Source organism: Microtetraspora fusca (genome assembly GCF_001570365.1).
Classification (GTDB): Bacteria; Actinomycetota; Actinomycetes; order Streptosporangiales; family Streptosporangiaceae; genus Microtetraspora; species Microtetraspora fusca.
In genome coordinates, this window is sequence record NZ_BBYK01000046.1 from 72,476 (window position 1) to 98,211 (window position 25,736).

Consider the following 25,736-nt stretch of genomic DNA (forward strand, 5'->3'; position numbering starts at 1 on the left):
CCGAGCGCGGAGCGCGCGGCCGGTCCCGGGCGTCGGCGCGGGAGGCGGGCCGCGCGCCGCGAGCGTGTGGCGTCACCAACCGCCGCCGCTGCCGACGTGGGTGGTGAGCGCGTGCTCGACCAGGGTGATGAGCGTGCTCTTGACCGACTCCCGGCTGCGGGCGTCGGTCCGTACGACGGGGACCCGGGAGGAGATCGTGAGCGCGTCTCTCAGCTCCTCCTCCGAGTGGCTGTACTGCCCGTCGAAGCCGTTGATGCCGACGATGAACGGGAGCCGGGCCTCCTCGAAGTAGTCGACCGCCGGGAAGCTGTCCGCCAGCCTCCGCGTGTCGACCAGGACCACCGCTCCGATCGCGCCGCGTACCAGGTCGTCCCACATGAACCAGAACCGGTGCTGGCCCGGCGTGCCGAACAGGTAGAGGATCAGGTCCTGGTCCAGGGAGACGCGGCCGAAGTCCATCGCGACCGTCGTCGTGGTCTTGTGCGGCACCAGGCCGATGTCGTCGATGTCCTTGGACGCGTCCGTCATCACGGCCTCGGTCGTGAGCGGCACGATCTCGGAGACCGCGCCGACGAACGTGGTCTTTCCCACACCGAAACCGCCGGCCACCACGATCTTGGTCGAGGTCAGGCCACGCGGAGAGCCATGGCTAGAGCCTGCGAAGTCCACTGAGCACCCTTTCAAGCAAGTTCAGATCCGGCTTGCCCGCGTCCAACTGGGGCTGGTGCACGTGCACCAGCCCCTCGGCCACCATGTCCGCGATCACCACGCGGACGACCCCCAGCGGGATCCGCAGCATCGCCGAGACCTCCGCCACCGATCTCACCTGGCGGCACAAGGCGCTGATCGCGCGGTATTCCGGCGGGCGGCCGGAGAGATCGAGGTGTGTGGACGTGGCCGAGGAGACCAGGGCCTCCAGGGCGAGTCGCATGCGGGGAGCCGTGCGGCCTCCTGTGACGGTGTACGGGCGCACCGGCGAGGAGGGCTCCTGGGGAAGCGGGGCGCCGCCGTACGGCTGCCCCCATTGGCCCATGCTCAGCCCCTCGGGTGTGATGCCTGGAGCTCGGCACGTACGGCGGGGGTGAGCACCTGTCCCGCCCGGTCCACCAGCAGCGTCATCTGGTACGCCACCAGGCCCATGTCGCACTCCGCGGACGCGAGCACGGCGAGACAGGAGCCGTCGCTGATGGACATGATCAGAAGCAGCCCGCGCTGCATCTCGACCACCGTCTGGTTGACCGCGCCGCCCTCGAACACGCGCGAGGCGCCCTGAGTCAGGCTGATCAGGCCGGCGGCGACCGCGGCGAGCTGGTCGGCCCGGTCCCTGGGGAAGCCGTCGGAGAACGCCAGCGGCAGGCCGTCCGCCGACACCACCACCGCGTGCGCGACGCCGGGGACCGATCCCACGAAGTCGCTGATCAGCCAGTTGATGCCGCGAGCCCCCTGGCTCATCTCTCTCATGCGTCCTCCACATTGGTCGGGCCGGGATATCCCTGGTCCTCGCTCAGTTCGCCTCTGGTCACCGCGCGCCCCTGCTGTACGCCGCGCTGCAGGCTGGAGAGCCGGCTGCGTACACGGTCGGCGGACAGGGCGGGCGGCGGGGAGGCAACCGGGCCGCCGGCTCCGCCGGATCCGGCGGAGCCGGGGACGAGGTTGGCCCGCGGGACCCGCTTGGGCAGGCCGGAGGCGGTGCTCCCCTCGGAGGCCGGTTGGCGCACCGCGGCGTCGGCGGCCTGCCAGCCCGCCTCGACGTTCTCCTGGGCGCCCCATTCCGGGCCGTCCTCGGACGCGGGCGCCCGGCGGAACCAGGCCGACTCCACCGAGGCGAAGATCGGCAGGAATTCCTCCGGCTCCGCCTCCATGGGCGGCGAGCCGGGCACCGCGGGCAGCGGCCCGGTGGCGTCGTCGGCGCCGAGGTCGCGTCTGGGCCGCATCCGGATCGGGGTGTCCTGGGGCGGTATCGCGGCGCCGGGCGGCTGCCAGCCGCCGGACACGGCATCGGACCGCTCGCCGGGAACGTCGCCTGTGGTGGCGGTCCAGGGGGACGGATCGATCGGGCCGCTCCACGAGGGCGGGTCGGGCGGGCCGGCCCAGGCGGACGGGTCGGGCGGCGCGCCCCACACGCCTGGCTCCTGCGGCCCGCCGTACACGGCGGCCTGACCGGCGAACGCGCCCGCGAATGCGCCGGCGTGCGCCGGGGCGGGGGGCTCGTGGTGCCCGACGAGGGACTCCGGCAGCAGCACCATCGCGGTGAGCCCGCCGCTGTCGTGCGGTCGCAGCTGCACGCGGATGCCGTTGCGCAGCGCGAGGCGGCCGACCACGAACAGGCCCATCCGCCGGGAGACGGACACGTCCACGACCGGAGGGTTGGCCAGCCGCCAGTTGGCCTGGGAGATCTCCTCCGCGGCCATGCCGATGCCCGAGTCGGTGATCGAGATCATCACGCCGCCGCCGTCGATGCGGTTGCCCGAGACGATGACCCGCGTGTCGCGCGAGGAGAAGGAGAGCGCGTTCTCGACCAGCTCGGCGAGCAGGTGGATGACGTCGTTGACGGCCTGTCCGGCGAGCGCGACCTCGGCCGGCACGTTGATCACGACGCGCTCGTAGCCCTCGACCTCGGAGAGGGAGGCGCGTACGACGTCGGTGACCTCGACCGGCCGGCTCCACCGGCGGGCCGGCTCCTGGCCCGCGAGAACCAGCAGGTTCTCACTGTTGCGGCGCATGCGGGTCGCCAGGTGGTCCAGCTTGAAGAGGTTGCCGAGACGCCCCTCGTCCTGCTCGCCCTGCTCCAGCCCGTCGATCAGGGCGATCTGCCGCTCCACCAGCGTCTGCGTACGGCGGGAGAGGTTCACGAACATGGCGCTGATGTTGCTGCGGAGCCGCGCCTCGTCGCCGGCCAGCCGTACGGCCTCGCGGTGGACCTCGTCGAAGGCCCGCGCCACCTCGCCGACCTCGTCGACCGAGGCGACGCCGAGCGGCTGGACCGGCGGCGGACCGTCCGCGCTCTCGGACTCGCGCAGCCGCTGGACGGTCTCCGGCAGGCGCTGCCCGGCGATCTCCAGGGCCTCGGTGCGCAGCCGGCGCAGCGGCCGTACGAGCGACCGGGCCATGACGGTGGTGATGAGCACGACGACCAGCAGGAGCCCGATCACGAGAACGACGTTGGAGACGGCGCCGGAGCGGGCCTCCCGCTCCAGTGCGATGCTCTTGGCGATGATGGCGTCGGCCAGCGTCTCGCCGACCTTGCGCATGCTGTCTGTCCGGGCGCTGGCCGCGTCGAACCACCGCTGCTCGTCGGATCCGCGGTCGAGGGCGCGGATCGGACGCCCGGCCTTCGCCATGGAGAGGGCGCGCTCGGCCAGGAACGCGGCGCGGTCGATCTTCTGGCCGGTCACCGTGTCGCTGTAGAGCTGCCGCTGGACGGTGCTCGCCTCGGCGAAGAACCCGGCGAGTTCGCTCTCCTGACCGGCGCGTGCAGCGGTGAACGCGTCCAGCTCGGAGGGGTCGAGCTGCTGGCGGGCCAGTCCGACGGCCAGCAGCGCCCGCTGCCTGGACACCTCCTCCTTGGCGCGGACGAGGGAGCCGAGCGCCTTGATGCTCGCGTTGAGATCCTCGTCCACGACGCCCTCGGCGGCCGTGTCGTACAGGCGCAGCAGGTCGGAGATGACGATGGAGTACTTGTTGATCGCGGGCAGCGGCGGGAGCCGGCTCTCCAGCACGGTCTCCCGCAGGGCGGGCATCTCCCCCAGCCGGCCCCGGGCGCGGACCACCTCCTGCCGGCCGATGCCGCCGAAGGCGTCGGCGGCGGCCTGCATCTTGACCCGCACCTGCTCGACGGCGGTGTCCACGGCGCCCTGCTGGCGGCGTACGGGCGAGAGGAAGGCGCCGCCGCGGCGGTCGAGTGCGATGTAGCGGATGGACATGTCGCGTTCGAGCTGGAGCTCGTGTGTGAGCTCACCGATGCTGCCGACCAACTCGATCATCTGACGGACCCGCTGGTACTCGGCGGCCTCGGAAATGGAGCCGGACACACGGAAACCGCCGAGGAGCATCCCGATCAGGGTGGGCGGCACGATCAGCGCGAGCAGGCGGGTGCGCACGCGCCAGTTCTTCAACGCCCATCGGCTGCCGGTTTCCGGTTCCGGCGTGCTCGCGGTGGGCGCACCGCCTGCGACCGGCTCGCCGGGCGGACTCGGCTCGGCGCGGCGACCGCTCTCGATCGTTGCTGTCCTCACAGGTCGCAACCTCTCGCGCTGGTCTTTCCATAGGGGCTTTTCAAGGGGTTCGCTCGGGAAACCTGCCACGAGTCAGGGGCAATTTGAGCACAAAGGGGAGGGATTACCAAACCGCTCGGCTATTTTCGACCGTTCCAACGGCCCGTCGAATTCGGCACAGAGGAAGCGCGGAGAGCGATACCCAGGAAGGACCACCGAGAGCTACTGGGGCCCCAAGCTGAGACCGGCCATGAAACCGGTCCAATTCCCCATTCGCCAATTACTGGACATAGTGGATTTATTGACGAGTTTAGCGACATAGGCGACTTATTCCCTGTTAGGAAGTTTTGACTGCTGTACGCTTCTCGCCCGTCGCCCGCCTTCCGCGATCATCGTCCCGGCCGGGCGCGCCTCTTCCCCATGCCAAGGAGACTCCATGCGACTTATGGGTCGAACCTTCGCCGTCGGCGTCGCGGCCATGCTGGCCCTCGCCGCCTGCGGCGGTTCAGATAAGACCTCCGCACCGTCCTCGGACGGCGCCGCGGCCGGCGGCGGACTGGAGAAGACCACGCTGGTCGTGGGCACCATTCCGGTCCCCGACATCGCTCCGCTGCAGGTCGCGATCGACAGGGGCTTCTTCAAGGAGGAGGGCCTCGACATCAAGCCCGAGGTCGTCGCGGGCGGCGCGGTCGGCATCCAGAAGCTGCTCGGCGGCAGCATCGACCTCACGCTCGGCGCCTACATCGGCACCTTCCTCGCCCAGGAGAAGGGCGCGGGCAAGTTCAAGTACGTCGCCGACAGCTACGGCGCGGCGCCCGGAGCCTTCGTCATCATGGTGAAAAAGGACTCCCCGATCAAATCGGCCGCCGACCTCAAGGGCAAGAAGATCGCGGTCAACACGGTCAGGAACGTGAGCCAGTTCACGGCCGAGGTGCAGATGAAGGTGGCCGGAGTGACGGCCACGCAGGACCAGTTCGTCGAGAAGAACTATCCGGACATGCCGGCGGCCCTGGAAAACGGTCAGGTCGATGCGGCCGCTATGGTCGAACCGTTTATCACCGTGGAATCGAAGGCGGGCGGGAGAATCATCTCCGACGAGATGGCCGGACCCACCCAGGACCTTCCGGTCGCCGGATGGCTGACCACAGAATCGGTCGCCAATAAATATCCGAATACCATGGCCGCATTCCAGCGCGCCCTCGGAAAAGCGCAGGAGCTGGTGGCGAACGACCGCAAAATCGTGGAAGAGGTCCTGCCGAATTACACGAAGATCGACGCGCCCACCGCGGCGGTCATCGCCCTCGGCTCCTACCCCACGTCGCTGAGCGAGACCCGGCTCCAGCGGGTGGCGGCCCTCATGAAGGAGTACGGATACCTCAAGACCGACCTCGACGTGAAGTCCATGATCATCGCTCCTCCGGCGAGCTGACGGGGACGACCGTCAGATCATGGACTACGCACGAGTGCTCCGCGGCGCCGCCGGCGTCGCGGGGTTCCTCGCCGTCGCCGAGCTCGTCGGGCTGAGCGGGCTGGTCGACGACCGGTTCCTGCCGCGCATGTCCACGGTCCTCGGCGCGGCGACCGGCCTGGTCGCCGACCCCGAATTCCTCGCCGACGCCGGGGCCACGCTCACCGTCTGGGCCCTCGGGCTGCTGCTCACGGTCGCGCTGGCCGTATCCGCCGGGCTGCTGCTCGGCACGCTGCCGCGGGCCGAGGCGGCGACGCGCCCGCTGATCGAGTTCCTCCGGCCGATCCCCTCCGTCGCGGTCATCCCGCTGGCGATCCTGCTCTTCAGCGACAACCTGCACCTGAAGCTGGCGGTCATCGTGTACGCGGCGTCCTGGCCGGTGCTGATCAACACGATCTACGGACTGAAGGACGTGGACCCGCTCGCCAAGGAGACGCTGCGGAGTTTCGGTTTCGGTCCGGTTTCGGTTCTGGCCCGGGTCGCGCTGCCCAGCGCCGCGCCGTTCATCGCCACCGGGATCCGCGTCGCGTCCGGCATCGCCGTCATCCTGGCGATCAGCGCGGAGCTGATGGCCGGAGGCTCGGAGGGCGTCGGGATCTACATCACCGAGGCGGCGAGCGGCGGCCGCGTCGATCTCATGCTGGCCGCCACCCTGTGGGCCGGCCTGTTCGGCCTGGTCGCCGACGCGGTGATGGTGGCGGCGGAGCGCCGCCTGTTCCGCTGGCACCACGTCCGCACCGGAGGAGCCCGATGAAGGTCGTCACGGCTCTCGGCCGCCTGTGGCTCGTACCCGTCGCGCTCGTGGTGTGGGAGGTCGTCACGCGCGCGGCGGAGCAGCCGTTCTTCCCTCCCCCGTCGGCCATCCTCGCGCGGATGCACGAGATGTGGTTCTCCGGGCCGCTCTCCCGCCTCCTGCTGACGGACGACGCGCTCGCCGACCTCGGCCCCAGCCTGGCCCGGCTGTTCTCCGGCTGGCTGATCACCGCGATCGTCGGCGTCGCGGCCGGGATCGCCATCGGGTGCTCGCCCCGGCTGTCCGACTATGTGAACCCGCTGATCCAGCTCGGCCGGGCCGTACCGCCTCCGCTGCTCGTGCCGTTCTTCCTGGCCCTGCTGAAGCTCGGCACACCGGCCCAGCTCGCCACGATCGTCTTCGGGGTGGTCTGGCCGATCCTGCTCAACACGATCGACGGCGCGCGTACGGTGGACCGCCAGCACCTGGAGACCGCGCGGATCTTCGGGTTCTCCGCGGCCGAGCGGCTGTGGCGGGTCATCCTGCCGTCCGCGCTGCCGAAGATCTTCGCCGGACTGCGGCTCGCGCTCTCCCTGGCGCTGATCCTCATGGTCATCGCCGAGATCTTCGCGGGCACGGACGGGATCGGCTACCGGCTGCTCTACACCCAGCGCAGCTATCTCTATCCGGACATGTGGGGCTGCATCGTGCTGCTCGGCGTGCTCGGATACCTGCTCAACTCCGCGTTCCTGCTGGTGGAACGGCGCGTGCTGGCTTGGCACCGGGGTGCCAGGCAGACTACCTAGGAAGGTCCCGTGCTCAAGATCACCGATCTGGTCCACTCGTACGGCTCGCACCGCGTGCTGGGCGGGGTGAGCCTCTCCGTGGCCGAGGGCGAGCTGGTCAGCGTCGTCGGCCCGTCGGGGTGCGGGAAGTCCACGCTGCTGCGTTCCATCGCCGGGCTGATCAGACCGTCCGGAGGGCGGATCACGCTCGGCGGGCGGCCGGTCGAGCGGACGCCGGACGACCTGGCGATCGTCTTCCAGGACTACAGCCGGTCGCTCTTCCCGTGGATGTCGGCGGCGAACAACGTCGCGCTGCCGCTGCGGCGCAAGGGCATGGACCGGCGGCAGCGCAGGGAGGCCGCGATGGCCGCCCTCGACCAGGTCGGGCTCGCCGACGCGGGGAGCAAGTACCCGTGGGAGATGTCCGGCGGGATGCAGCAGCGCGTCTCCATCGCGCGGGCGCTCGCCTACCGGCCGTCGCTGCTGCTCATGGACGAGCCCTTCGGCTCGGTGGACGCGCAGACCCGCGAGGACCTGGAGGACCTGGTCCTGAACGTGTGCGCCCACCATGGCATCACGATCCTGCTGATCACCCACGACATCGACGAGAGCGTGTACGTCGGCGACCGGGTCGTCGTGCTCACCCGGTCGCCGGCGGTCGTCGCGGCCGACCTGGTGATCGGTCTCGGCCGTACGCGGGACCAGATCGCGACCAGGCAGCTCGACGCCTTCGTCCGGCTGCGCGCCGAAGTCGGCCGCCTCGTCCGGGGCGGCCACACCGGCCACACCACCGAATCCACCTCAGTTCTGGAGAAGAAGTGATCGACTCCACCGGGCCCGTCTGGGACGCCATCGTCGGCCTCTCCCGGTTCGGCGCCCTCGCCGCCATGGCCGAGCTGGGCTGCGCCGACCATCTGGCCGCCGGCCCGCTCGGCGTGACCGACCTGGCCGCCCTGTGCGACGCGGACGCCACGGCTCTCGCCCGGGTCATGCGCGAGCTCGCCGCGATGGGCGTGGTGCGCTCCGTCGCTCCGCACGTGTACGAGCTGGCCGAGGCCGGCCAGGTGATGCGCGGCGACGTGCCGGGCAGCATGCGGCCGGCCGTGCGCGTGATGGCGGAGGAGGGCTACTGGCAGGCGCTCGGCCTGCTCCCCGAGTCCGTACGGCGGGGCAGATCGGTGTTCGTGGAGCGGAACGGGCCGTACTACGACTACCTGGCGGCGCGTCCGGAGGCGGCGCGGGAGTTCAACGACTACATGGGGACCCGGGCCGCGCCGATCGGAGCGGCGCTCGCGGCGGATTACGACTTCTCGGACGTGAAGACCCTCGTGGACGTGGCGGGCGGAAAGGGGCACCTGCTGGCCGCGGTGCTCGCGACCCATCCCACGGTGCGCGGCGTTCTCTTCGACCTGGAGCACGTGGTGGAGGGGGCCCGCGCGTCGCTGGAGGCGCGGGGCTTCGGCGACCGGTGCGACCTGGCGCCGGGTGACTTCTTCGCCGGCGTGCCCGCCGCCGACGCCTACCTGCTGGCGAGCGTCATCCACAACTGGAACGACGAGGACGCCCTGCGGATCCTGGGCAACGTCCGCGCGGCGATGTCCGCGGACGGACGGGTGCTGCTGCTGGAGATGGTGCTGCCCGACGACGACTCCCCGCACATCGGCAAGGAGATCGACCTGCGGATGCTCGCCCTGTTCGGCGGCAGGGAACGCACCCGTGGCGAGTACGCGGAACTGCTCGCCGCCTCCGGCCTGTCGCTCTCCCGCGTGCTGCCGCTGCCGGCCGGCGCGAGCCTGATCGAGGCGCTGCCCGTCTGACGGACGCCGGCCCCGGCGCGCGCGTACGCGTGCCGGGGCTCGGTCAGCGGCCGCCCCAGCCGGGTACGGCGACCCGCATGGTGAGGGCGTGCTCGACCAGCGTGATGAGCGTGGTCTTGACCGACTCGCGCGTGCGGGCGTCGGTCCGCACGATCGGGACGTGCGAGGAGAGGCTCAGCGCCTCGCGGACCTCGTTCTCGCTGTGCGGGTACTGCCCGTCGAAGCCGTTGATGCCGACGACGAACGGGAGCTGGGCCTCCTCGAAGTAGTCGACCGCGGGGAAGCTGTCGGCCAGCCGCCGCGTGTCGACCAGCACGACGGCGCCGATGGCGCCGCGTACGAGGTCGTCCCACATGAACCAGAACCTGTGCTGACCGGGCGTGCCGAACAGATAGAGGATCAGGTCCTGGTCCAGGGAGACGCGGCCGAAGTCCATCGCGACCGTCGTCGTGGTCTTGTGCGGCACCAGGCCGACGTCGTCGATGCCGGCGCTGGCGTCGGTCATCACGGCCTCGGTCGTGAGCGGCATGATCTCCGAGACCGCGCCGACGAACGTGGTCTTGCCCACGCCGAAACCGCCCGCCACCACGATCTTCGTCGAGGTCAGGCCCCGCTGAGAGCCCTGGCTAGAGCCTGCGAAGTCCACTGAGCACCCTTTCAAGCAAGTTCAGATCCGGCTTACCAGCGTCCAACTGCGGCTGGTGCACGTGCACCAGCCCCTCCGCCGCCATGTCGGAGATCACCACGCGAGTCACGCCCAGCGGGATCCGCAGCATCGCCGAGACCTCCGCCACAGACCTGATCTGCCGGCAGAGCGTGATGATCGCCTGCCGCTCCGGCGTGAGGATCGACAGATCCTGGTGAGTCGAGGTCATGGAGGACACGAGTGCCTCCATGGCGAGTTGGAGACGCGGTGCCGTACGCCCACCGGTCACCGCGTATGGGCGCACCAGTGAACTCGGCTCCGCCGGCCCGGGTTGGGAAATCGGGTTCGTCCCGCCATAGTGCCGGTGGGCGTCGTCCACCGGCGGGTAGGGCTCATCCGTCCAGCCGCCGCCTGCCACAACGTCCTCCTGTCATCACCTTTATCTGGGGTGGGACGCCTGGAGCTCGGCGCGTACCGCGGGGGTAAGCACCTGTCCCGCACGATCCACCAGCAGCGTCATCTGGTACGCCACCAGACCCATGTCGCAGTCCGCGGACGCGAGTACCGCGAGACACGACCCGTCACTGATCGACATGATCAGAAGCAGGCCGCGCTGCATCTCCACCACGGTCTGCGTGACCGGACCCCCCTCGAACACCCGAGAGGCGCCCTGCGTCAAGCTGATCAACCCGGCCGCCACGGCCGCCAACTGGTCCGCCCGGTCCTTCGGGAACCCATCGGAGAACGCCAGCGGCAGACCGTCCGCCGACACCACCACCGTGTGGGCCACGCCGGGAACGTTGTTCACAAAGTCAGTGATCAGCCAGTTGATGCCGCGAGCCGCCTGGCTCATCTCCCTCATGCGTCCTCCTTGTCAGTGTCCGGGCCGCCGCCGCTGAACGGCGACGCCCCTGGATAACCCTGCTCACCGCTGACCTCTCCTCGCGCCACCGCGCGTCCCTGCCGGATGCCCTGCTGGAAGCTCGACAACCGGTTGCGTACGCGGTCGGGCGAGAGCGAAGGCGCGGGCGGCGGGGGTGCCGGCGCCGCCGACACCGACGCCCCGCTGGAGGCGATCGCCGACGCGGATCCCGGCACCAGGTTGGCCTTGGGGACCCGCTTGGGCAGGCCGGAGGAGGTGACCCCGCCGAGCGACGGGTCGCTGGCGGCCTTGGCGGCCTGCCATCCCGCGTCAGCGGGGGACGACCACTGCCGGGCGTCGGCCTCGTCGGCCTCCCTGATGGAGTCCTTCTCGGCCGCCTCTTCCGTGCCGGGCTCGACCTTCCTGAACCAGTCGGACTCGACCGCCGCGAATATCGGCAGGAACTCCTCCGGCTGGTCCTCCATCGGCGAGTTGCGGATCGCCGGGAGGGGGCCGGTGTTGTCCGAGTCCGACTCGAACGAACCGGCGCCGGAGGCGCCCCCCGTCGCGGGGGCGACCGGCCAGCCGCCGGAGTCCCCGGGCGGGGTGGGCCAGGAGGAGCTGCCCGGCGCGGGCAGGTGCCCGGGCCACGGCGTGTCGACGGGAGCTCCGGTCGCCTTGCCGCGCTCGAACGGAGGCGGATCGAAGGGGTTGGGCGCGAACGGCTCCGGCTCCGGGGCGCCCGCGGCGAACGGGCTCTTCCCGAAGGGGTCGGAGTCCGCACCGCGCTCGGACGGAGGCGGATCGAACAGGTTTCGCGTGGTCGCCGGCGGCGGGTCGAACGGGTTCCGCCCGGTGGCGGGGGGATCGAACGGGTCGCGGGCGGCCGGCGCCTCGAAGGCCTTACGCGTCGGCAGCTTTGGCTCCCCGGGGCCGTCGGAACCGAACGCGCTCTTGGCGAACGGCTCCTTGTCCCCGCCGAAGGTGTCGAACGGGCCGCGCTCGAACGGGTCGGCACCGGGGGCGCCGACGCCCGGGGCGTCCGAACCGATCATGGGCGTGCGCTTCGGCGCGTCGAAGGACGTCGGGCTGCCCAGCGCCGGGGCCGCGTCGAACGCGGCGGGGTCGAACTGGGCGCCGAACTGCGCGGCGGGCTCGGCCGGCGGCATGCCGGGGAAGGCCGGTCCGCCCTGCTGGGCGAGCAGCGCCTCGGGCAGGAGCACCATGGCGGTGAGGCCGCCCGCGTCCTGCTGGCGGAGCTGCACCCGGATGCCGTGGCGCAGCGCGAGGCGGCCGACCACGAAGAGGCCCATGCGCCGGGACACCGACACGTCCACGACCGGCGGATTGGCCAGCCGCCAGTTGGCCTGGGCCAGCTCCTCGGCGGTCATGCCGATGCCCAGGTCACTGACGGAGATCATGAGTCCGCCGCCGTCGATGCGGTTGCTCGACACGACGACCTTCGTCTCGCGGGGGGAGAACGAAATGGCGTTCTCGACCAGCTCCGCGACGAGGTGGACGACGTCGTTGACGGCCTGGCTGACGACCGCGCCGCCCGCGGTCACCTGCAGGCTCACCCGCTCGTAGTTCTCGACCTCGGAGAGGGAGGCGCGGACGACGTCGACGACCGGGACCGGCTGGCCCCACCGGCGGGCCGGCTCCTGGCCCGCGAGAACAAGCAGGTTCTCACTGTTGCGGCGCATGCGGGTCGCCAGGTGGTCCAGCTTGAACAGGTTGCCGAGACGCCCCTCGTCCTGCTCGCCCTGCTCCAGCCCGTCGATCAGGGCGAGCTGGCGCTCCACCAGCGTCTGCGTACGGCGGGAGAGGTTCACGAACATCGAGTTGACGTTACTGCGCAGCCGGGCCTCGTCGCCCGCCAGGCGGATGGCCTCCTGGTGGACCTCGTCGAAGGCCCGGGCGACTTCACCGATCTCGTCGCGGGTGGTGACCTGGATCGGCGCGACCTCGACCTTGAGCGACTCGTCCTGCGACTCACGCAGCATCTGGACCGTGCGCGGCAGTCGCGAACCGGCGATCTCCAGGGCCTCGCGGCGCAGGCGGCGCAGCGGCCGGGTGAGCGAACCGGCGACCGCGGTGGTGATCAGCAGCATCAGGCCGAGGAGCAGGAGGATCGCGGAACCGGAGATGATCGCGAGGCGCTGCTCGTCGTCGGCCATGGCCTGCGTCTGCGCCACGACGGACCCGGCGAGGCGCTGCTCGACGGTGTTCATCTTGTCCACGGTCGTGGTCATCGTCTCGAACCACAGGCGAAGGTCGTCACTGCGGGTGCGGTCCAGGTCGATGATCCGGTTGTACTCACGCATCTGGGCGAGGGCGCCGGCTCGGAGGGAGTACGCCTTCTCGATCTGGATGCCCTTGACCGTCTGCGTGTAGAACTTGGCGTCGTCGGCCGAGGCTTCCTTCTGGAACGTCTCGAAGTTGCTTTCCTGCGCCTGGCGGGCTCCGAGGAAGTCGGCGAGGTCGTCGTTGGTGAACGACTTCTCCGCGAGGCCGACGGTGAGGATGCCGCGCTGCCGGGCGAGCTGCTCCTGGGCACGGGTGAGCGCGCCGAGGGCGACGCCGTCGGCGAACATCCGGTCGTTGCCGGTCGCGGTGCGCAGTTCGTCGGCCAGCCCGGTGAACGCCTCGATCATGCTCTTGTACGTGCCGAGGACGGCTCGGGCGGGGACGCCGTTGGAGTCGAACTGCTTGCGGAGACCGGGGAGGCCGTCAATCCAGCGCTGGATGTCCTCGACCCGGCTCCGCACACGGGCGGAGTGGCCGCTGTCGAGCTGCTGGATCTTCTCGACGACGGCCTGCTTGGCCTTGTCGGTCTCCTGCCGGATGTTCTTCACCTGGGCCAGCCGAGCCAACCTCCGGTTGGCCGCCGTGTACCAGGCGGTGTAGTCGCGTTCCACCGCGACTTCGTGTGACAGGGCACCCACGGCCTGGACCAGGCCGGCGACCTCGTTGATGCGCCGGTATTGGACCGATGTGTTGACCGCGTCGGCGAGCTGGATGCCACCGAGGAGCACACCGACGACCGTGGGAAGCAGGATGAGCGCGATGAGCCGGGATCGCACCCTCCAGTTCCCCAGCCGGAACCAACCGCCGTCACCGGAAGCGCGTTTGGACGCCGGCGCGGAGGCCGGCGTGGAAACCGGTGCGGCCTCCGGCTCCGGGGCAGCCTGGGGTTCTTGAGTACTCACGGGTTTTCGCAACCTCTTGCCGAAGCTCATATACGCGCAGCCATGGCCCCCAGCCGCGAGGCGGCTGTGATGCCAGGGATCTCATTGAAGCGAGGGTAATTGGAACACACCATTACCAGATCGGCCAAACGCGCACCGCGCTCAATCGCGCCTTTATTCCCTCAGAACGGGATGTTTGGGACTGTATTTGGGTCCGCCCGGGCGATCCATATCGGCTGGATCTTGCGTTGTAACGGTCCCGGCGCCCCCCTGAGGGGAGGCGCCGGGTCCATGCGCTCGCGCGCGAGATCAGCCGCGGATCGCGCGCGTCACTGCTGCGCCGCGACCTCGGTCGCCAGGCGCGTGTACTTGGTCGAGTCGGCGCCCAGGTCGATGATCGACTCGCCCTGGAGCAGGTCGGCCGGGCTCAACTTGAGCGACGGGAACGACTGGAGGGTGGCCGGGTTGACCTTCTCCATCGCGGCCTTGTTGGGGGCCTTGTACATGATGTTCTCGGACAGCCAGCTGTGGATCTCGGGGTCCAGGATGTAGTTGATGAAGGCGTGCGCCGCCTCCTTGTTCTTGGAGGTCTTCAAGATCACCATGGTGTCCGCCCAGAGGTCGCTGCCCTCCTTCGGCACCGTGAACTTGATGTTCTTCTCGTTCTCCGGGCACCAACCGTCCCACGCCTCGGCCATGACGGCCTCGCCGGACTTGAGCCGGTCGCCGAACGTCGTGTCGTCGTACGCGAGGAGGTGGCTCTTGGCCTTGAGCAGGAGATCCTTCGCCTTGGCGATCTGGCCGTCGTCGGCGGTGTTGATGGAGTAGCCGAGCGACTTGAGGGCCGGCAGGGCCAGCCAGCGCTCGGTGGTCATCATGGTGACCTTCTTGTTGTACTCCGGCGCCGGGTTGAGGATGTCGTTCCAGCTCGTCGGCGCCGTCTTCACCAGGTCGCTGCGGTAGCAGATGCCGGTGGTGCCCCAGGTGTAGGGGACCGAGAACTTGTTGCCCTTGTCGTACGACAGCTCGGACGCCTCGGGGTAGAGGTTCGCGAGGTTGGGGATCAGCTCGTGGTGCAGCGGCTCGAGCAGACCCTGCTCGTTGAGCGCCTGGGCGTACTGACCGGAGACGAAGGCGACGTCGAACCCGCCGTTGTCCGGGCTCCCGGTGAGCTTGGCCATCGCCGTCTCGTTCGTGTCGTGGATGGCGATCTTGATCGGGAAGCCGAGCTTCTGCTCCACCTTGGTCGGAAGGTCCTTGGGCGAGTAGCCGTCCCAGATGGTGATGTTGAGGGACTGCTTCTTCAGGTCCGCGTTGGGGTCCAGCTTGTCGGCGGACGCGGCGGGAGCCGCCCCGGCTCCTGTGCCCTCCGAGCCGCACGCTGCCAGGGCAAGGGCAAGACCGGCCACGACGGCGGCAGCCGGAAGACGACGGGTGTACCGGGTACGGGACACGACCGTAACTCCTTCGGGATTCAGATCTTGGAGAGCTCTGCAAAGGGCAGGCCAAAGGAGGAGTGTTGCAGCCCCAACCAGGTTTAAGCAAGACTTATCGGACAGCGTTAGCGATCAGTGGGCGACTTGATTTGAATCCGTGTTCAACATGGCGCAGCTTGTGACCGTTGTCAGAAATCGGACATTAAGCCACAAAGGCCATCATTAAGGGGCGCTCCACCAAGCCTTTTCGGCTCCCTCTCGCTTCCGGTTCAGCACGCCCCACGCCCGGCCCCACCGCGGCCGGCGCGCCTCGGAGGACGCGCCGAGAGGCCGGCGGAGTCAGTACCCCGCCCGCGTGCGGAGCACGTACTCCACGAGGCTGATCAGCGTGGATTTCACCGCCTCGCGCGAGCGCGCGTCCGTTTTGACCACGGGCACGTGCGGGGCGAGCGCCAGCGCCTCCCTGACCTCGTCGATCGAGTGCTGGTAGGCGCCGTCCCAGCCGTTCATCGCCACCACGAAGGGCAGCCCGGCCTCCTCGAAGTAGTCGATGGCGGGAAAGCAGTCGGCCAGCCTGCGGGTGTCGACCAGCACGACCGCGCCGATCGCGCCGCGGACGAGATCGTCCCACATGAACCAGAACCTGTGCTGACCGGGCGTGCCGAACAGGTAGAGGATCAGGTCCTGCGCCAGGGAGAGCCGGCCGAAGTCCATCGCCACGGTGGTCGTGGTCTTGTTGGGCGTGAGGCCCAGGTCGTCGATGCCGGCGCTGGCGTCGGTCATCACGGCCTCGGTCGTGAGCGGCATGATCTCCGAGACCGCGCCGACGAACGTGGTCTTGCCCACGCCGAAACCGCCCGCCACCACGATCTTCGTCGAGGTCAGGCCCCGCTGAGAGCCCTGGCTAGAGCCTGCGAAGTCCACTGAGCACCCTTTCGAGCAGGTTGGCGTCGGGCTGTCCCTGGTCGAGCTGCGGCATGTGCAGACGGACCAGGCCCTCGTCGGCGAGGTCGGCGATGAGCACGCGGGCCACGCCGAGCGGGACCCGCAGCAGCGCGGAGATCTCCGCGACGGAACGGACGGAACGGCAGAGCACTATGATCGACTCCTGCTCGGGGCTGAGCAGGGTGTAATCATCGCTCATCAGGGTCACCGAAGATACGAGGGTCTCCATCGCCAGGTGATAACGCGGCTCGGATCGACCGCCGGTGACGGCGTACGGACGGAAGAGGGGCTCGTCCTCTTCCGCCTCACCAGGGCGCATGCCTGTTGTCTCCCATGGACCGAGGGTCAGCGCCGGGCCGACTGCAGCTCGGCGCGCAGCGCCGGGGTGAGCACCTGACCGACCCGCTCGACCAGCAACGTCATCTGGTAGGCCACCAGGCCCATGTCGCAGTCGGCCGCGGCGAGGACGGCCATGCACGAGCCGTCGCTGATCGCCATGATCAGCATGAGTCCGCGCTGCATCTCGACCACGGTCTGCGTCACCGGGCCGCCGTCGAAGACGCGGGACGCGCCCACGGTCAGGCTGAGCAGCCCCGCCGACACGGCGGCGAGCTGGTCGGCGCGGTCGGGCGGGAACCCGTCCGAGTTGGCCAGTCGCAGGCCGTCCGCCGACACGACCACGGCGTGCGCGACCCCCGGGGTGCCGCTGACGAACTCCGTGATCAACCAGTCGAACCTGCGTGCCTCAACGCTGAGCGCGGTCACGAGCTCTCCTCCTCATTACCGGGCGCGGCGCCGGAGCCGGACACGTCGGCCCGGCCGCGCCGTACACCCTGCTGGTAGCTGGACAGTCGGCTGCGAACCAGATCCGGCGAGACCGCCGGTCTGGCCGCGGGTGGAGTGCCCCGCGCCGCGTCCACCGAACCAGGCACAAGATTGGCCCTGGGGGTCCGCTTCGGCAAGCCCGCGTCCGTGACGCCGCCCGTGCTGGGAGCGCTCACGGCGGCGGCCGCCCGGTATCCGCTGTCCGCCTGGGTTCCCCAGTCTCCCCGCGCCGCGCCGGCCACGCCGTTCCCGGACGGCCCGGCCGCGGTCGTGCCGGAGGCCCCAGTCGTGCCGTAGGTCCCAGTCGTGCCGGTGGCCGTGCCCGAGGTCGCGTCGGCGCCCGGCGTCCGCCGTGCGTCGGTCGCGCCGCCGTCGGCGCGTACGGCGCCCGCGGCCGGCTGGGCGGGACGGCGGAACCAGGCCGACTCGACCGCGGCGAAGATCGGCAGGAACTCGTCCCCCCGCTCCAGGTGCGTGTCGTCGGAGACCGGCGAGGGCATCGGGGTCGCGCCTCCGACGGGGAAGGCGCCCGAGTGCTCGGTGAACCTCGGCATGCTCAGCGGCGGCTCCGGCGTGGACGGCCGCGATCCGGCGATCCCCGGCCGGTCCGCGCGCCCGGTCGGGTCGGAGTGCCCGGCGCCGGGACGTCCGTTCTGGTCGGAGTGGCGGGCCGGGTAGCCCGCGTGCGCGCCCCGGCCGGGCTGCGCCGCGGCACCGTCGTCGGCCGCCCGGCCGGCGTTCCCGAAGGCGGAGAAGCTCTCGGTGTCCTGCCGGTCCTGGTCGCCGAAGGCGGAGAACCCGCCGGTGGCGATCTGGGCTCCGCCGGAGGCCGAGAAGCCGCTGGCGGCGGGCTTGCGGGTCGGCAGCCCGTTCGCCCGGCCCGACGACGCGTCGGCGGCCGAGATCCCCGCGGCTTCGTGCGCGGCCGCGTTGGAGGCGCCCGGAGCGGGAGTGCGTGCGTCCCGCTGACCCGGTACGGCAGCGCCCCGAGCTCCCCGAGCCGGGAGGGCTCCGCCCTGGGCCGGTTCGAGCCCGCCGCCCGGCGACTGCGCCGGAGCAGGCCCCGTGATCTGAGCGAGGCCGTTCTGGCCGCTCGCGGGTACGGCGTCGCCCGGGCGCGCGGGCGCGCTCCGCTCGTCGCCGACGACGAGCGTGGCGGGGAACAGCACCATGGCGATCAACCCGCCGCTGTCACCCGGGCGGAGCTGGACCCGGATGCCGTGCCGCTGCGCGAGGCGGCCGACCACGAAGAGCCCCATCCGCCGGGAGACGGACACGTCCACGGCGGGCGGCTCGGAGAGCCTGCGGTTGGCCTCGGCCAGCTCCTCCGGGGACATGCCGATCCCGGAGTCGCACACCGAGAGCAGCACCGCGCCGCCCTCGATGCGGTCGCTCGACACCACGACCTTGGTGCGGTCGGACGAGAACGCGATCGCGTTCTCCAGCAGCTCCGCGATCAGGTGGACGGAGTCGTTGGCGGCGTGCCCGGCGACCGAGGCGGAGCGGTGGACCCGGATGTTCACCCGCTCGTAGTCCTCGACCTCCGACAAGGCCGCGCGTACGACGTCGACCAGGAGCGCCGGCTTGCTGCGCTTGCGCGCGGGCTCGTGCCCGGCGAGGACCAGGAGGTTCTCACTGTTGCGGCGCATGCGGGTGGCCAGGTGGTCCAGCTTGAACAGGTCGGCGAGGCGGCGGCCGTCCTGCTCGCCGCGCTCCAGGCCGTCGATCAGCGAGATCTGCCGCTCGACGAGCGTCTGGGTCCGCCACGACAGGTTCACGAACATGGCATTGACGTGGGTGCGCAGCCGGGACTCCTCGGCGGCCAGCCGGACGGCCTGCGCGTGCACCTCGTCGAACGCCTGGGCCACCTCGCCGATCTCGTCCTCCGTGCCGAGGTCGATGGGCTGCACCTCAGGGGCGTCCGCGGCGTTGTCCGACTCGCGCATCCGCCGTACGACCTCGGGGAGCCGGGTTCCGGCGATCTCCAGGGCCTCGGCGCGCAGCCGGCGCAGCGGCCGGACCATCGAGCGGGCGATGAGCACGGTGGTGGCGAGGACCAGCATGAGCAGCGCGAGGATCAGCCCGACGGCGATCAGCGCGTTGCGCTGCTCGGCCGACTGCAGGCCGGTGGCGCGGTCGATGACGGCCGTGGAGAGCCGCTTCTCGGCGACCTCGAGCTGCTCGATCGTCTTGGTGCTGTGCTGGAACCAGCGCACCAGCATGCGGTCCCTGGACTTGTAGCCGCTGAGGGAGACGTTCTGGATCGCCAAGGTGATCGCCCAGGACTTCGTCAGCTCGGCGTCCACGACGTCCTTGTCGTTGAGGAGCCCGGCGAGGACGGCCGCGTCGGCGGAGTTCGTCTCGGCGTAGAAGCGTTCGATGTACCCCTGCTGGCGCGACTGGGAGGCGATGAAGTCGCGCAGCTCGTAGGCGGTGAACCGCTGGTTCGGCTCAAGCAGCTCCCTGGTCAGCATCTGGCGCTGCCGCGACGCCTCCTCCTTGGCGTTGGCCAGCGCGCCCAGGGCCCGCATGTCGGCGACGACGACGGCGTCGTCGCCGCTCTGGCCGAGCTCGTCGTGCAGCCGCAGCAGGCCGGAGATGATGCCGCCGTAGTCCTCCTCGCTGCCCTTCTCACGGACGTTCTCCAGGCCGGAGAGCCGGTTCCCCGCCTGCTCGGCGAGCTGCACGGCCCGCACGCCGTAGCCGTCGTCGATCTTCGCGAGGTCGGCCGCGACCTTCCGCGCGAGTCCGTCGACCACGCCGTGCTGGTCGGCGAGCGTGAGCTTGGTGGTCCCGTCCACGTTGTAGACCCGCTTCGCGTCGCCGCCGCGCGCGGAAAGGTCGCGTTCCATGGCGAGCTGCTGCGCGAGGTCGCGAAGCCGTACGGAGTACTCGGCGGCGGAGCTCATCCGCTGGTATCCGTTCAGGCTGTCCATCGAGTCGACGACCTTGGCTCCCGCGAGGAGCACCGCCACCAGGGTCGGGGCGACGATCAAGGCGGTCAGCCGCGAGGGAACGCGCCAGTTCCGGGGTGACAGGCGCCGCGCCCATGCACCGCTCGGCGTCTCGGCCGTCTCCTCCGCGCCACTGACGCTCCGCTGCTCCGTACTCACCGGCCCCGCCATTCTCGGGATGCCCTCACGCATCCCGACAGCATGAAGTGACACCGCTACTCAAACGCGGACAATTCGACCACAAGGTCACGATTACCGGCGATTCGCCCTCAAGGGCGCACAGAATTGTTACCAACTGGTAAGGGGTCTCTCCCCTGCGTCTCCGGCCTACGTCTCCAGCTAGGTCAACACAGCGGCGAGCACGTGTCGCCGCACGTCACCCCGCTGCTCAACGTCCACGAGAGGCCTGCCGGCCCGATCGACGACGTAGAAGACGTCCACGGCCTCCGCGCCGAGAGTCTCCACCCGGGCCGCTCTCACGTCAAGGCCACATTCGCCGAAAGCCCGCCCAATTCGCCACAGAAGCCCCGGACGGTCATGTGCCCGCACCTCGACCACCGTGGCCGTGCTGGACGCGTCGTCCACCAGCGTGACCCGCGGCGGCGCGACGGGGACGCGCGGCCGCCGCATCGCGCCGGCCCGGCGGGCCAGCCGCCCCTCGATATCCAGGCGTCCGGCCAGCACCAGGGGCAGGTCGGCCTCGATCGCCGCCGGGTCCGGCGGCGAGCCGTACTCGGGCACGACGGCGAACTCGATCACGGCGGTCGAGCCGGCCGACGCCGAGGCGGCCGACCTGACGACGAGCCGGTGCGCGGCCAGCACCCCGGCCGCGTGCCACAGCAGTCCCGGACGGTCCGGCGCCACCACGGTGACCGCGCCGCCGTGGACCCGTACCGCGCCGCCGCCGTGCCGGGCCAGCGCGGCCTGCTCGGGCGAGAGGACCGGCGCGGGCGCGGGCGGCGCGCCGGACAGCACCGACCGCACCCGGCGCACCAGGTCGGCGACCAGCGACGCCTTCCAGGAGTTCCACGCGGCCGGGCCGGTGGCGTTGCCGTCCGCGACCGCGAGCGCGGCCAGGAGTTCCAGCACCTCGCGGGAGCCCACGGCCTCCGCCACGCGGGAGACGGTCAGCGGGTCGTCGAGGTCGCGCCGGGTCGCCGTCTCGGGCAGCAGGAGGTGGTGGCGGACGACCCTGGCCAGGACGTCCACGTCCGCGGGCGGCAGGCCCATCCGGAAGCCGATGTCCCTGGCGACGACCTCGCCCGTCACCGAGTGGTCGCCCGGCCATCCCTTGCCCACGTCGTGGAGCAGGGCCGAGATGAGCAGCAGGTCGGGACGGGACACCTCGCGCGTGTACGCGGCGGCCGCCGCGGCCGTCTCGATCAGGTGCCGGTCCACGGTGTACCGGTGCACCGGGTTGCGCTGCGGGCGGTGCCGTACCCGCTCCCAGTCGGGGATGAGGCGCACGAGGACGCCCGCCTGGTCCAGCTCCTCCCACACGGGCACCGCGGCGCGTCCCGCGCCCAGCAGCGAGACCAGGGCGTCCCTGGCCTCCTTCGGCCACGGCACGGGGAGCGGCGGGCACTGGGCGGCCAGCGTGGACACCGTCGCGGGGGCCATCGGCAGCCCGGCCCCGGCCGCCGCCGCGGCGGCGCGGAGCACGAGGACGGAGTCCGTACGCGGCCTGGCGTCCCGGGCGAGCACCACCTCGCCGCCGTGCTCGACCACGCCGTCGGCGAGCGGCCGCCGCCCGCGCGGCGCGGGGCCGACCAGCAGCCGGTCCACCGTGCGCCAGGTCGCGTCGAACGCGTGCGAGATCGTGCGCCCCGCCTCGGCCACGCGGCGCATCAGGGCCTCGGCGTCCAGCAGGCCGAGGCCGCCCGCGACCGCCTCCTGCTCCTGCAGCACCAGCCGGTCCGCGCCGCGTCCCGTGACCAGGTGCAGCGCGTGCCGCACGTCCAGCAGCAGCTCGTACGCCTCCCGGACCCGGGGGCCGGGCGCGGGGGCCACCCAGGCGGCGGCCACGGCCTGCATCGCCTGCACGTCCCGCAGCCCGCCCCGCGAGTCGCGCAGGTCGGGTTCGAGGAGGAAGGCCAGCTCACCGCTCGCCCCGGCCCGCCGGTCGGCCGCCTCCCTCAGCTCGGCCAGCCTGCGCCGGGAGCGGGCGCGCCAGTCGGCGAGCACGGCCTCGCGCAGCGCCCGGGTCAGCTCGGCGTCGCCCGCGACATGTCTGGCCTGGATGAGGCCGAGCGCCGCCTTCAGGTCCTCGCGGGCCACCTCGGCCGCCTCGTCGGGCGTGCGGACCGAGTGGTCGAGCCCGACGCCGGAGTCCCAGATCGGATACCAGAGGCGGTCCGCGATCCGGCCCACGTCGTCCCTGCCGTCGTGCAGCAGGACGAGGTCGAGGTCGCTGCCCGGGGCGAGCTCCCCCCGCCCCAGGCTGCCGACCGCGACGAGCGCGACGCCGCCGAACGCGCTCCGATCGGCGGCGGCGCGCCCGTCCCGGGCGTACGGCCGCGCGCACGCCGCACCGAGCAGATCGGCGAGCCACCTGTCGACGTCCGCCGCGCGCTCCTTGCGCGCGGCGGCGAACGAGCGAGCGTCCCCTCTCGTCATGGGACTACAGGGCCTCCGGCCCGCGCTCGCCGGTGCGGACCCGGACCACCGTGTCCACCGGCACGGACCACACCTTGCCGTCACCGATCTTGCCGGTCTGGGCGGCCTTGACGATGACGTCGATCACGTCCTCGGCGTCGTCCTCCTCGGCGAGCACCTCCACCCGGACCTTGGGGACCAGGTCCACCTGGTACTCCGCGCCGCGGTACACCTCGGTGTGCCCGCGCTGGCGGCCGTACCCGCTGGCCTCGCTGACCGTCATGCCCTTGACGCCGAACTGCTCAAGCGCCGCCTTGACGTCGTCGAGCTTGAACGGCTTGATCACCGCGGTGATGAGTCTCATACGTCCACCTTCCTGACCTCGGCCGGGACCGCCGGCCCGTTGAGGGAGGCCACGCCGGAGGCGTGGACGGTGCCGAGGTCGTAGCCGGTCTCGGCGTGCGTCGTGATGTCGATGCCGGCGACCTCCTCCTCGTGGCTGATCCGGAAGCCCATCGTCCTGTCGATGATCTTTCCGATGATCCACGCCATGGCGAAGGAGTAGAGGCCGACGACCACCGGGCCGAGCGCCTGGACGCCGAGCTGCGAGAGCGGACCGCCGTACAGCAGGCCCTTCTCCTGGCCGTCCGCGAACGGGTAGCGGGCGATGAAGCCGAGCGCGACCGCGCCGATCGCGCCGCCGACCAGGTGGACGCCGACCACGTCGAGCGAGTCGTCGAAGCCGAGGCGGTACTTCAGTCCCACCGCGTACGCGCAGACCGCTCCGGCGACGGCGCCGAGAAGGAGGGCCGCCCACGGATCGACGAAGCCGCAGGCCGGGGTGATCGCGACCAGGCCGGCGACCGCGCCGGACGCCACGCCGAGCGTGGTGGAGTGTCCGTCGCGCAGCTTCTCCACCAGGATCCAGGCGCCCGCCGCGGCGGCCGTGGCGACCTGGGTGTTCATGAACGCCAGCCCGGCGGTGCCGTCCACGGCGAGCTCCGAACCCGCGTTGAAGCCGAACCAGCCGAACCACAGCAGGCCGACGCCGAGGAGGACCAGGGTGAGGTTGTGCGGGCGCATCGGGTCCTTACGCCACCCGGCCCGCTTGCCCAGCACCAGCGCGAGCGCGAGCCCCGCGGCTCCGGCGTTGACGTGGACCACCGTGCCGCCCGCGAAGTCCTCGATGCCGAGGCCGGCCAGCCAGCCGCCGCCCCACACCCAGTGGGCCACCGGGAAGTAGACGACCGTCGCCCAGACGACCGAGAACAGCACCCACGCGCCGAACTTCGCCCGGTCGGCGATGGCGCCGCTGATCAGCGCGACGGTGATGATGGCGAAGGTCATCTGGAAGGCGGAGAAGACCATGCTCGGCATCCCGCCCTCCGCCTTCGTGGCGGTGCCGATGATGCTCTGCAGGCCGAGGGCGTCGAGGCCGCCGACGACCTTGTCGATGACTCCGTTGCCGCTGCTGGTGAAGGCCAGCGAGTATCCGTAGAGGACCCAAGCGATGCTGACCGTGATGATGCTGACGAAGGACATCATCATCATGTTCAGGACGCTCTTCGCCCTGGTCATGCCCCCGTAGAAGAACGCGAGCCCGGGAGTCATCAGCAACACCAGCGCGGTGGCTGTGATCATCCAGGCCGTGGTGCCGGTATCGATCTTGTCCATCGATCGCGGCCCTCCTTACATTGCCATGTGGCCGGCTATTCACGCGCTCAGTTGCGTCCGTCCAGGGCATCGTCGACCGGTTGGCGCACTGACGTTGGCCACAGGTTGTTCTTCCGCCGTTTCACGCCGCGACCTCATATGTTTCACCTCTGTGAAACTCGCCCCCATGGTGTTTCGCGTTCGTTTCGGAGGGCTCACTCCCGGTCTGGGCACGTGTCAGGATTTCGGAAAGGGACGGAACGGTGAACGCATTAGGAAGCCGCGCCACGCGGAATGCGCGGAACGAAGAATCGTGTGGTGGAGATCACGCCACGCCTTGATCGGATAAATCCGGCCGACCATCCGAGGTCGGCGAGTTGTGACGGTGACGCGGCGAGAGCGGCCGCCGCGGGCGCTCCGATCAGAAGGCGATGAGAGCGGCCGGCCCGGCCGGAACGCGCCTGACGCGCCGAGAAGCCGAGGAACGACGAAGCGCGCACCGGTTCCGGTGCGCGCTTCCGCTCACGCCTTGCTCATATCAGCGGGCCACCGCGCCGCTGCCCCGTGCACATATCGGCGGACCCCCGTCCGCGCCGCTGTGCCTTACTCGTATCGACGGGCCCCCGCCCGCCGCTCACACGCGCCGTGCGCCCTGCGCGGCTCGCACGCTCAGGCCGCGGCGCCCGCCATCTTGCGCAGCCGCAGCAGCGCGTCACGCTCCAGCCGCCTGGCCCGGTCGCGGCCGATGCCGTACCGCTCCCCCACCTCGGTGAGCGTGTGCTCGCGGCCGTCCACGAGGCCGTACCGCCAGCGGAGCATCTCGCGGGTCTGCCCCTCCAGACCCGTCAGCCACACCTCCAGGCGCTCCCGCTCCAGCGTGGCCATCGCCTGCTGCTCCGGGTCGGCCCAGGTCTCGTCGGCGATCATGTCGCCGAGCTCCGTCTCGTCCTCGTCGCCCACGCCGAGCTGCAGCGACACCGGGTCGGACGCCCAGCGGCGCAGCTCCCGCACCCGCTCGATCGGCAGGTCGAGCACCGCGGCGAGGTCGGCGTCGGTCGGCTCCACGTCCAGCTCGGCCAGCATGTCGCGGCGGACCCGCATCAGGCGGGTCATCTGCTCCCCCGCGTGGGTGGGCAGCCGCACCGGACGCGCCTGCTCGTGGATGGAACGGCCCACGGCCTGGCGGATCCACCACGTGGCATAGGTGGAGAACTTGTAACCACGCCGGTAATCGAATTTCTCCACGGCCCGGACCAGGCCCAGATTTCCCTCCTGGACGAGATCGATCAGCGGCATCCCCCGGCCGGAGTATTTCCGTGCCACCGCGACCACCAGGCGCAGGTTCGCCTGGATGAACTCGTCCTTCGCACGCCGCCCCGAAATCGCGATGCGTTCCAGCTCCTCGTCGGCCGCGTCCGAAACCCTGGGCTCGACGCGTCCGCTGTCCAGCAGGTGCTCGGCGAAGAGGCCCGCCTCGATGCGCTTGGCGAGATCCACCTCCTGTTCCGCCGTCAACAAGGGGACCCGCCCAATTTCCGCCAGGTAGGTCCCCAGCAGGTCCCGATCAGAGACGTGCTGGTCGTGCGTCCGATTCCCCGTCGCCATTCGCTGGCAC

Annotated in this window: 22 protein-coding genes; 5 read left to right on the forward strand and 17 right to left on the reverse strand. The window is 70.8% G+C overall.

The genetic code is table 11. The features are described from left to right. Positions 1 to 72 precede the first annotated feature (72 nt). The 4 genes from AWQ68_RS15720 to AWQ68_RS15735 are packed head-to-tail and all read right to left on the reverse strand — an operon-like array spanning position 73 to position 4,235. Positions 73 to 630 carry a GTP-binding protein gene (locus AWQ68_RS15720; RefSeq protein ID WP_066941304.1) on the reverse strand — a complete coding sequence of 186 codons (558 nt, stop codon included), beginning with the start codon at positions 628 to 630 and terminating at the stop codon, positions 73 to 75. 19 nt (positions 631 to 649) lie between these two features. Further along, entirely contained in the window at positions 650 to 1,033 is a 384-nt protein-coding gene (locus AWQ68_RS15725; RefSeq protein WP_066941027.1) for a DUF742 domain-containing protein, read from the reverse strand. 2 nt (positions 1,034 to 1,035) lie between these two features. Beyond that, complete coding sequence (locus AWQ68_RS15730; protein ID WP_066941029.1) at positions 1,036 to 1,461, reverse strand: roadblock/LC7 domain-containing protein; 426 nt, start codon at positions 1,459 to 1,461, stop codon at positions 1,036 to 1,038. Further along, complete coding sequence (locus AWQ68_RS15735; RefSeq protein ID WP_245655934.1) at positions 1,458 to 4,235, reverse strand: sensor histidine kinase; 2,778 nt, start codon at positions 4,233 to 4,235, stop codon at positions 1,458 to 1,460. The genes AWQ68_RS15730 and AWQ68_RS15735 overlap by 4 nt, the downstream gene beginning before the upstream one ends. A gap of 415 nt (positions 4,236 to 4,650) precedes the next feature. Between AWQ68_RS15735 and AWQ68_RS15740 the strand changes: the two genes are divergently transcribed. Genes AWQ68_RS15740 through AWQ68_RS15760 form a run of 5 tightly spaced genes read left to right on the forward strand, consistent with a single transcriptional unit; the run spans position 4,651 to position 9,017 of the window. After that, on the forward strand, positions 4,651 to 5,643 hold the full coding sequence (locus AWQ68_RS15740) for an ABC transporter substrate-binding protein (RefSeq protein ID WP_066941032.1): 993 nt from the start codon (positions 4,651 to 4,653) through the stop codon (positions 5,641 to 5,643). A 19-nt stretch (positions 5,644 to 5,662) separates the two neighbouring features. Then, positions 5,663 to 6,436 carry an ABC transporter permease gene (locus tag AWQ68_RS15745; protein WP_066941034.1) on the forward strand — a complete coding sequence of 258 codons (774 nt, stop codon included), beginning with the start codon at positions 5,663 to 5,665 and terminating at the stop codon, positions 6,434 to 6,436. Beyond that, positions 6,433 to 7,221, forward strand: a complete 789-nt coding sequence (locus AWQ68_RS15750) for an ABC transporter permease (protein WP_066941036.1) — start codon at positions 6,433 to 6,435, stop codon at positions 7,219 to 7,221. The genes AWQ68_RS15745 and AWQ68_RS15750 overlap by 4 nt, the downstream gene beginning before the upstream one ends. Before the next feature lie 9 nt (positions 7,222 to 7,230). Further along, positions 7,231 to 8,022, forward strand: a complete 792-nt coding sequence (locus tag AWQ68_RS15755; RefSeq protein WP_066941038.1) for an ABC transporter ATP-binding protein — start codon at positions 7,231 to 7,233, stop codon at positions 8,020 to 8,022. After that, positions 8,019 to 9,017 (forward strand): methyltransferase, encoded by a 999-nt coding sequence (locus AWQ68_RS15760; RefSeq protein WP_066941040.1) that lies wholly within the window; start codon positions 8,019 to 8,021, stop codon positions 9,015 to 9,017. The genes AWQ68_RS15755 and AWQ68_RS15760 overlap by 4 nt, the downstream gene beginning before the upstream one ends. A gap of 43 nt (positions 9,018 to 9,060) precedes the next feature. Here AWQ68_RS15760 and AWQ68_RS15765 read toward each other — a convergent pair whose 3' ends face one another. From AWQ68_RS15765 to AWQ68_RS15825, 13 genes are all read right to left on the reverse strand, one after another. Beyond that, positions 9,061 to 9,663: a GTP-binding protein gene (locus tag AWQ68_RS15765; RefSeq protein WP_084464042.1), complete on the reverse strand. Its 603-nt coding sequence runs from the start codon at positions 9,661 to 9,663 to the stop codon at positions 9,061 to 9,063. Continuing rightward, positions 9,644 to 10,042 carry a DUF742 domain-containing protein gene (locus tag AWQ68_RS15770; protein WP_169808931.1) on the reverse strand — a complete coding sequence of 133 codons (399 nt, stop codon included), beginning with the start codon at positions 10,040 to 10,042 and terminating at the stop codon, positions 9,644 to 9,646. Before AWQ68_RS15770 ends, AWQ68_RS15765 begins: the two co-directional genes overlap by 20 nt. 60 nt (positions 10,043 to 10,102) lie before the next feature. Continuing rightward, on the reverse strand, positions 10,103 to 10,525 hold the full coding sequence (locus tag AWQ68_RS15775; protein ID WP_066941041.1) for a roadblock/LC7 domain-containing protein: 423 nt from the start codon (positions 10,523 to 10,525) through the stop codon (positions 10,103 to 10,105). Further along, positions 10,522 to 13,608: a nitrate- and nitrite sensing domain-containing protein gene (locus AWQ68_RS45725; protein WP_066941043.1), complete on the reverse strand. Its 3,087-nt coding sequence runs from the start codon at positions 13,606 to 13,608 to the stop codon at positions 10,522 to 10,524. The genes AWQ68_RS15775 and AWQ68_RS45725 overlap by 4 nt, the downstream gene beginning before the upstream one ends. A 434-nt stretch (positions 13,609 to 14,042) precedes the next feature. Further along, positions 14,043 to 15,167 (reverse strand): polyamine ABC transporter substrate-binding protein, encoded by a 1,125-nt coding sequence (locus tag AWQ68_RS15785; RefSeq protein ID WP_066941044.1) that lies wholly within the window; start codon positions 15,165 to 15,167, stop codon positions 14,043 to 14,045. A gap of 321 nt (positions 15,168 to 15,488) precedes the next feature. Continuing rightward, complete coding sequence (locus tag AWQ68_RS15790; protein WP_066941310.1) at positions 15,489 to 16,034, reverse strand: GTP-binding protein; 546 nt, start codon at positions 16,032 to 16,034, stop codon at positions 15,489 to 15,491. A 19-nt stretch (positions 16,035 to 16,053) separates the two neighbouring features. Beyond that, the gene (locus tag AWQ68_RS15795; RefSeq protein ID WP_066941046.1) at positions 16,054 to 16,413 is read right to left on the reverse strand and encodes a DUF742 domain-containing protein; all 360 of its coding nucleotides are present in this window, start codon (positions 16,411 to 16,413) and stop codon (positions 16,054 to 16,056) included. A gap of 26 nt (positions 16,414 to 16,439) precedes the next feature. Next, positions 16,440 to 16,859 (reverse strand): roadblock/LC7 domain-containing protein, encoded by a 420-nt coding sequence (locus AWQ68_RS15800; protein ID WP_066941048.1) that lies wholly within the window; start codon positions 16,857 to 16,859, stop codon positions 16,440 to 16,442. Next, complete coding sequence (locus tag AWQ68_RS15805) at positions 16,856 to 20,065, reverse strand: sensor histidine kinase (protein WP_084464045.1); 3,210 nt, start codon at positions 20,063 to 20,065, stop codon at positions 16,856 to 16,858. The genes AWQ68_RS15800 and AWQ68_RS15805 overlap by 4 nt, the downstream gene beginning before the upstream one ends. Positions 20,066 to 20,212: 147 nt before the next feature. After that, a complete protein-coding gene (locus tag AWQ68_RS15810) occupies positions 20,213 to 22,489 on the reverse strand; it encodes a [protein-PII] uridylyltransferase (protein WP_066941052.1) in 2,277 nt (758 codons plus the stop codon). A 4-nt stretch (positions 22,490 to 22,493) separates the two neighbouring features. Then, on the reverse strand, positions 22,494 to 22,832 hold the full coding sequence (locus tag AWQ68_RS15815; protein ID WP_066941054.1) for a P-II family nitrogen regulator: 339 nt from the start codon (positions 22,830 to 22,832) through the stop codon (positions 22,494 to 22,496). After that, a complete protein-coding gene (locus tag AWQ68_RS15820; RefSeq protein WP_066941056.1) occupies positions 22,829 to 24,142 on the reverse strand; it encodes an ammonium transporter in 1,314 nt (437 codons plus the stop codon). The genes AWQ68_RS15815 and AWQ68_RS15820 overlap by 4 nt, the downstream gene beginning before the upstream one ends. Before the next feature lie 648 nt (positions 24,143 to 24,790). After that, a complete protein-coding gene (locus AWQ68_RS15825; RefSeq protein ID WP_066941057.1) occupies positions 24,791 to 25,726 on the reverse strand; it encodes a sigma-70 family RNA polymerase sigma factor in 936 nt (311 codons plus the stop codon). Positions 25,727 to 25,736 lie beyond the last annotated feature (10 nt).

Bases quoted from the DNA above. Each gene is read 5' to 3' on its own strand.
- AWQ68_RS15745 (WP_066941034.1), top strand. From the start codon at position 5,663: ATGGACTACGCACGAGTGCTCCGCGGCGCCGCCGGCGTCGCGGGGTTC.
- AWQ68_RS15740 (WP_066941032.1), top strand. From the start codon at position 4,651: ATGCGACTTATGGGTCGAACCTTCGCCGTCGGCGTCGCGGCCATGCTG.
- AWQ68_RS15805 (WP_084464045.1), bottom strand. From the start codon at position 20,065: ATGCGTGAGGGCATCCCGAGAATGGCGGGGCCGGTGAGTACGGAGCAG.
- AWQ68_RS15725 (WP_066941027.1), bottom strand. From the start codon at position 1,033: ATGGGCCAATGGGGGCAGCCGTACGGCGGCGCCCCGCTTCCCCAGGAG.
- AWQ68_RS15815 (WP_066941054.1), bottom strand. From the start codon at position 22,832: ATGAGACTCATCACCGCGGTGATCAAGCCGTTCAAGCTCGACGACGTC.
- AWQ68_RS15825 (WP_066941057.1), bottom strand. From the start codon at position 25,726: ATGGCGACGGGGAATCGGACGCACGACCAGCACGTCTCTGATCGGGAC.
- AWQ68_RS15775 (WP_066941041.1), bottom strand. From the start codon at position 10,525: ATGAGGGAGATGAGCCAGGCGGCTCGCGGCATCAACTGGCTGATCACT.
- AWQ68_RS15750 (WP_066941036.1), top strand. From the start codon at position 6,433: ATGAAGGTCGTCACGGCTCTCGGCCGCCTGTGGCTCGTACCCGTCGCG.
- AWQ68_RS15795 (WP_066941046.1), bottom strand. From the start codon at position 16,413: ATGCGCCCTGGTGAGGCGGAAGAGGACGAGCCCCTCTTCCGTCCGTAC.
- AWQ68_RS15730 (WP_066941029.1), bottom strand. From the start codon at position 1,461: ATGAGAGAGATGAGCCAGGGGGCTCGCGGCATCAACTGGCTGATCAGC.
- AWQ68_RS15820 (WP_066941056.1), bottom strand. From the start codon at position 24,142: ATGGACAAGATCGATACCGGCACCACGGCCTGGATGATCACAGCCACC.
- AWQ68_RS15810 (WP_066941052.1), bottom strand. From the start codon at position 22,489: ATGACGAGAGGGGACGCTCGCTCGTTCGCCGCCGCGCGCAAGGAGCGC.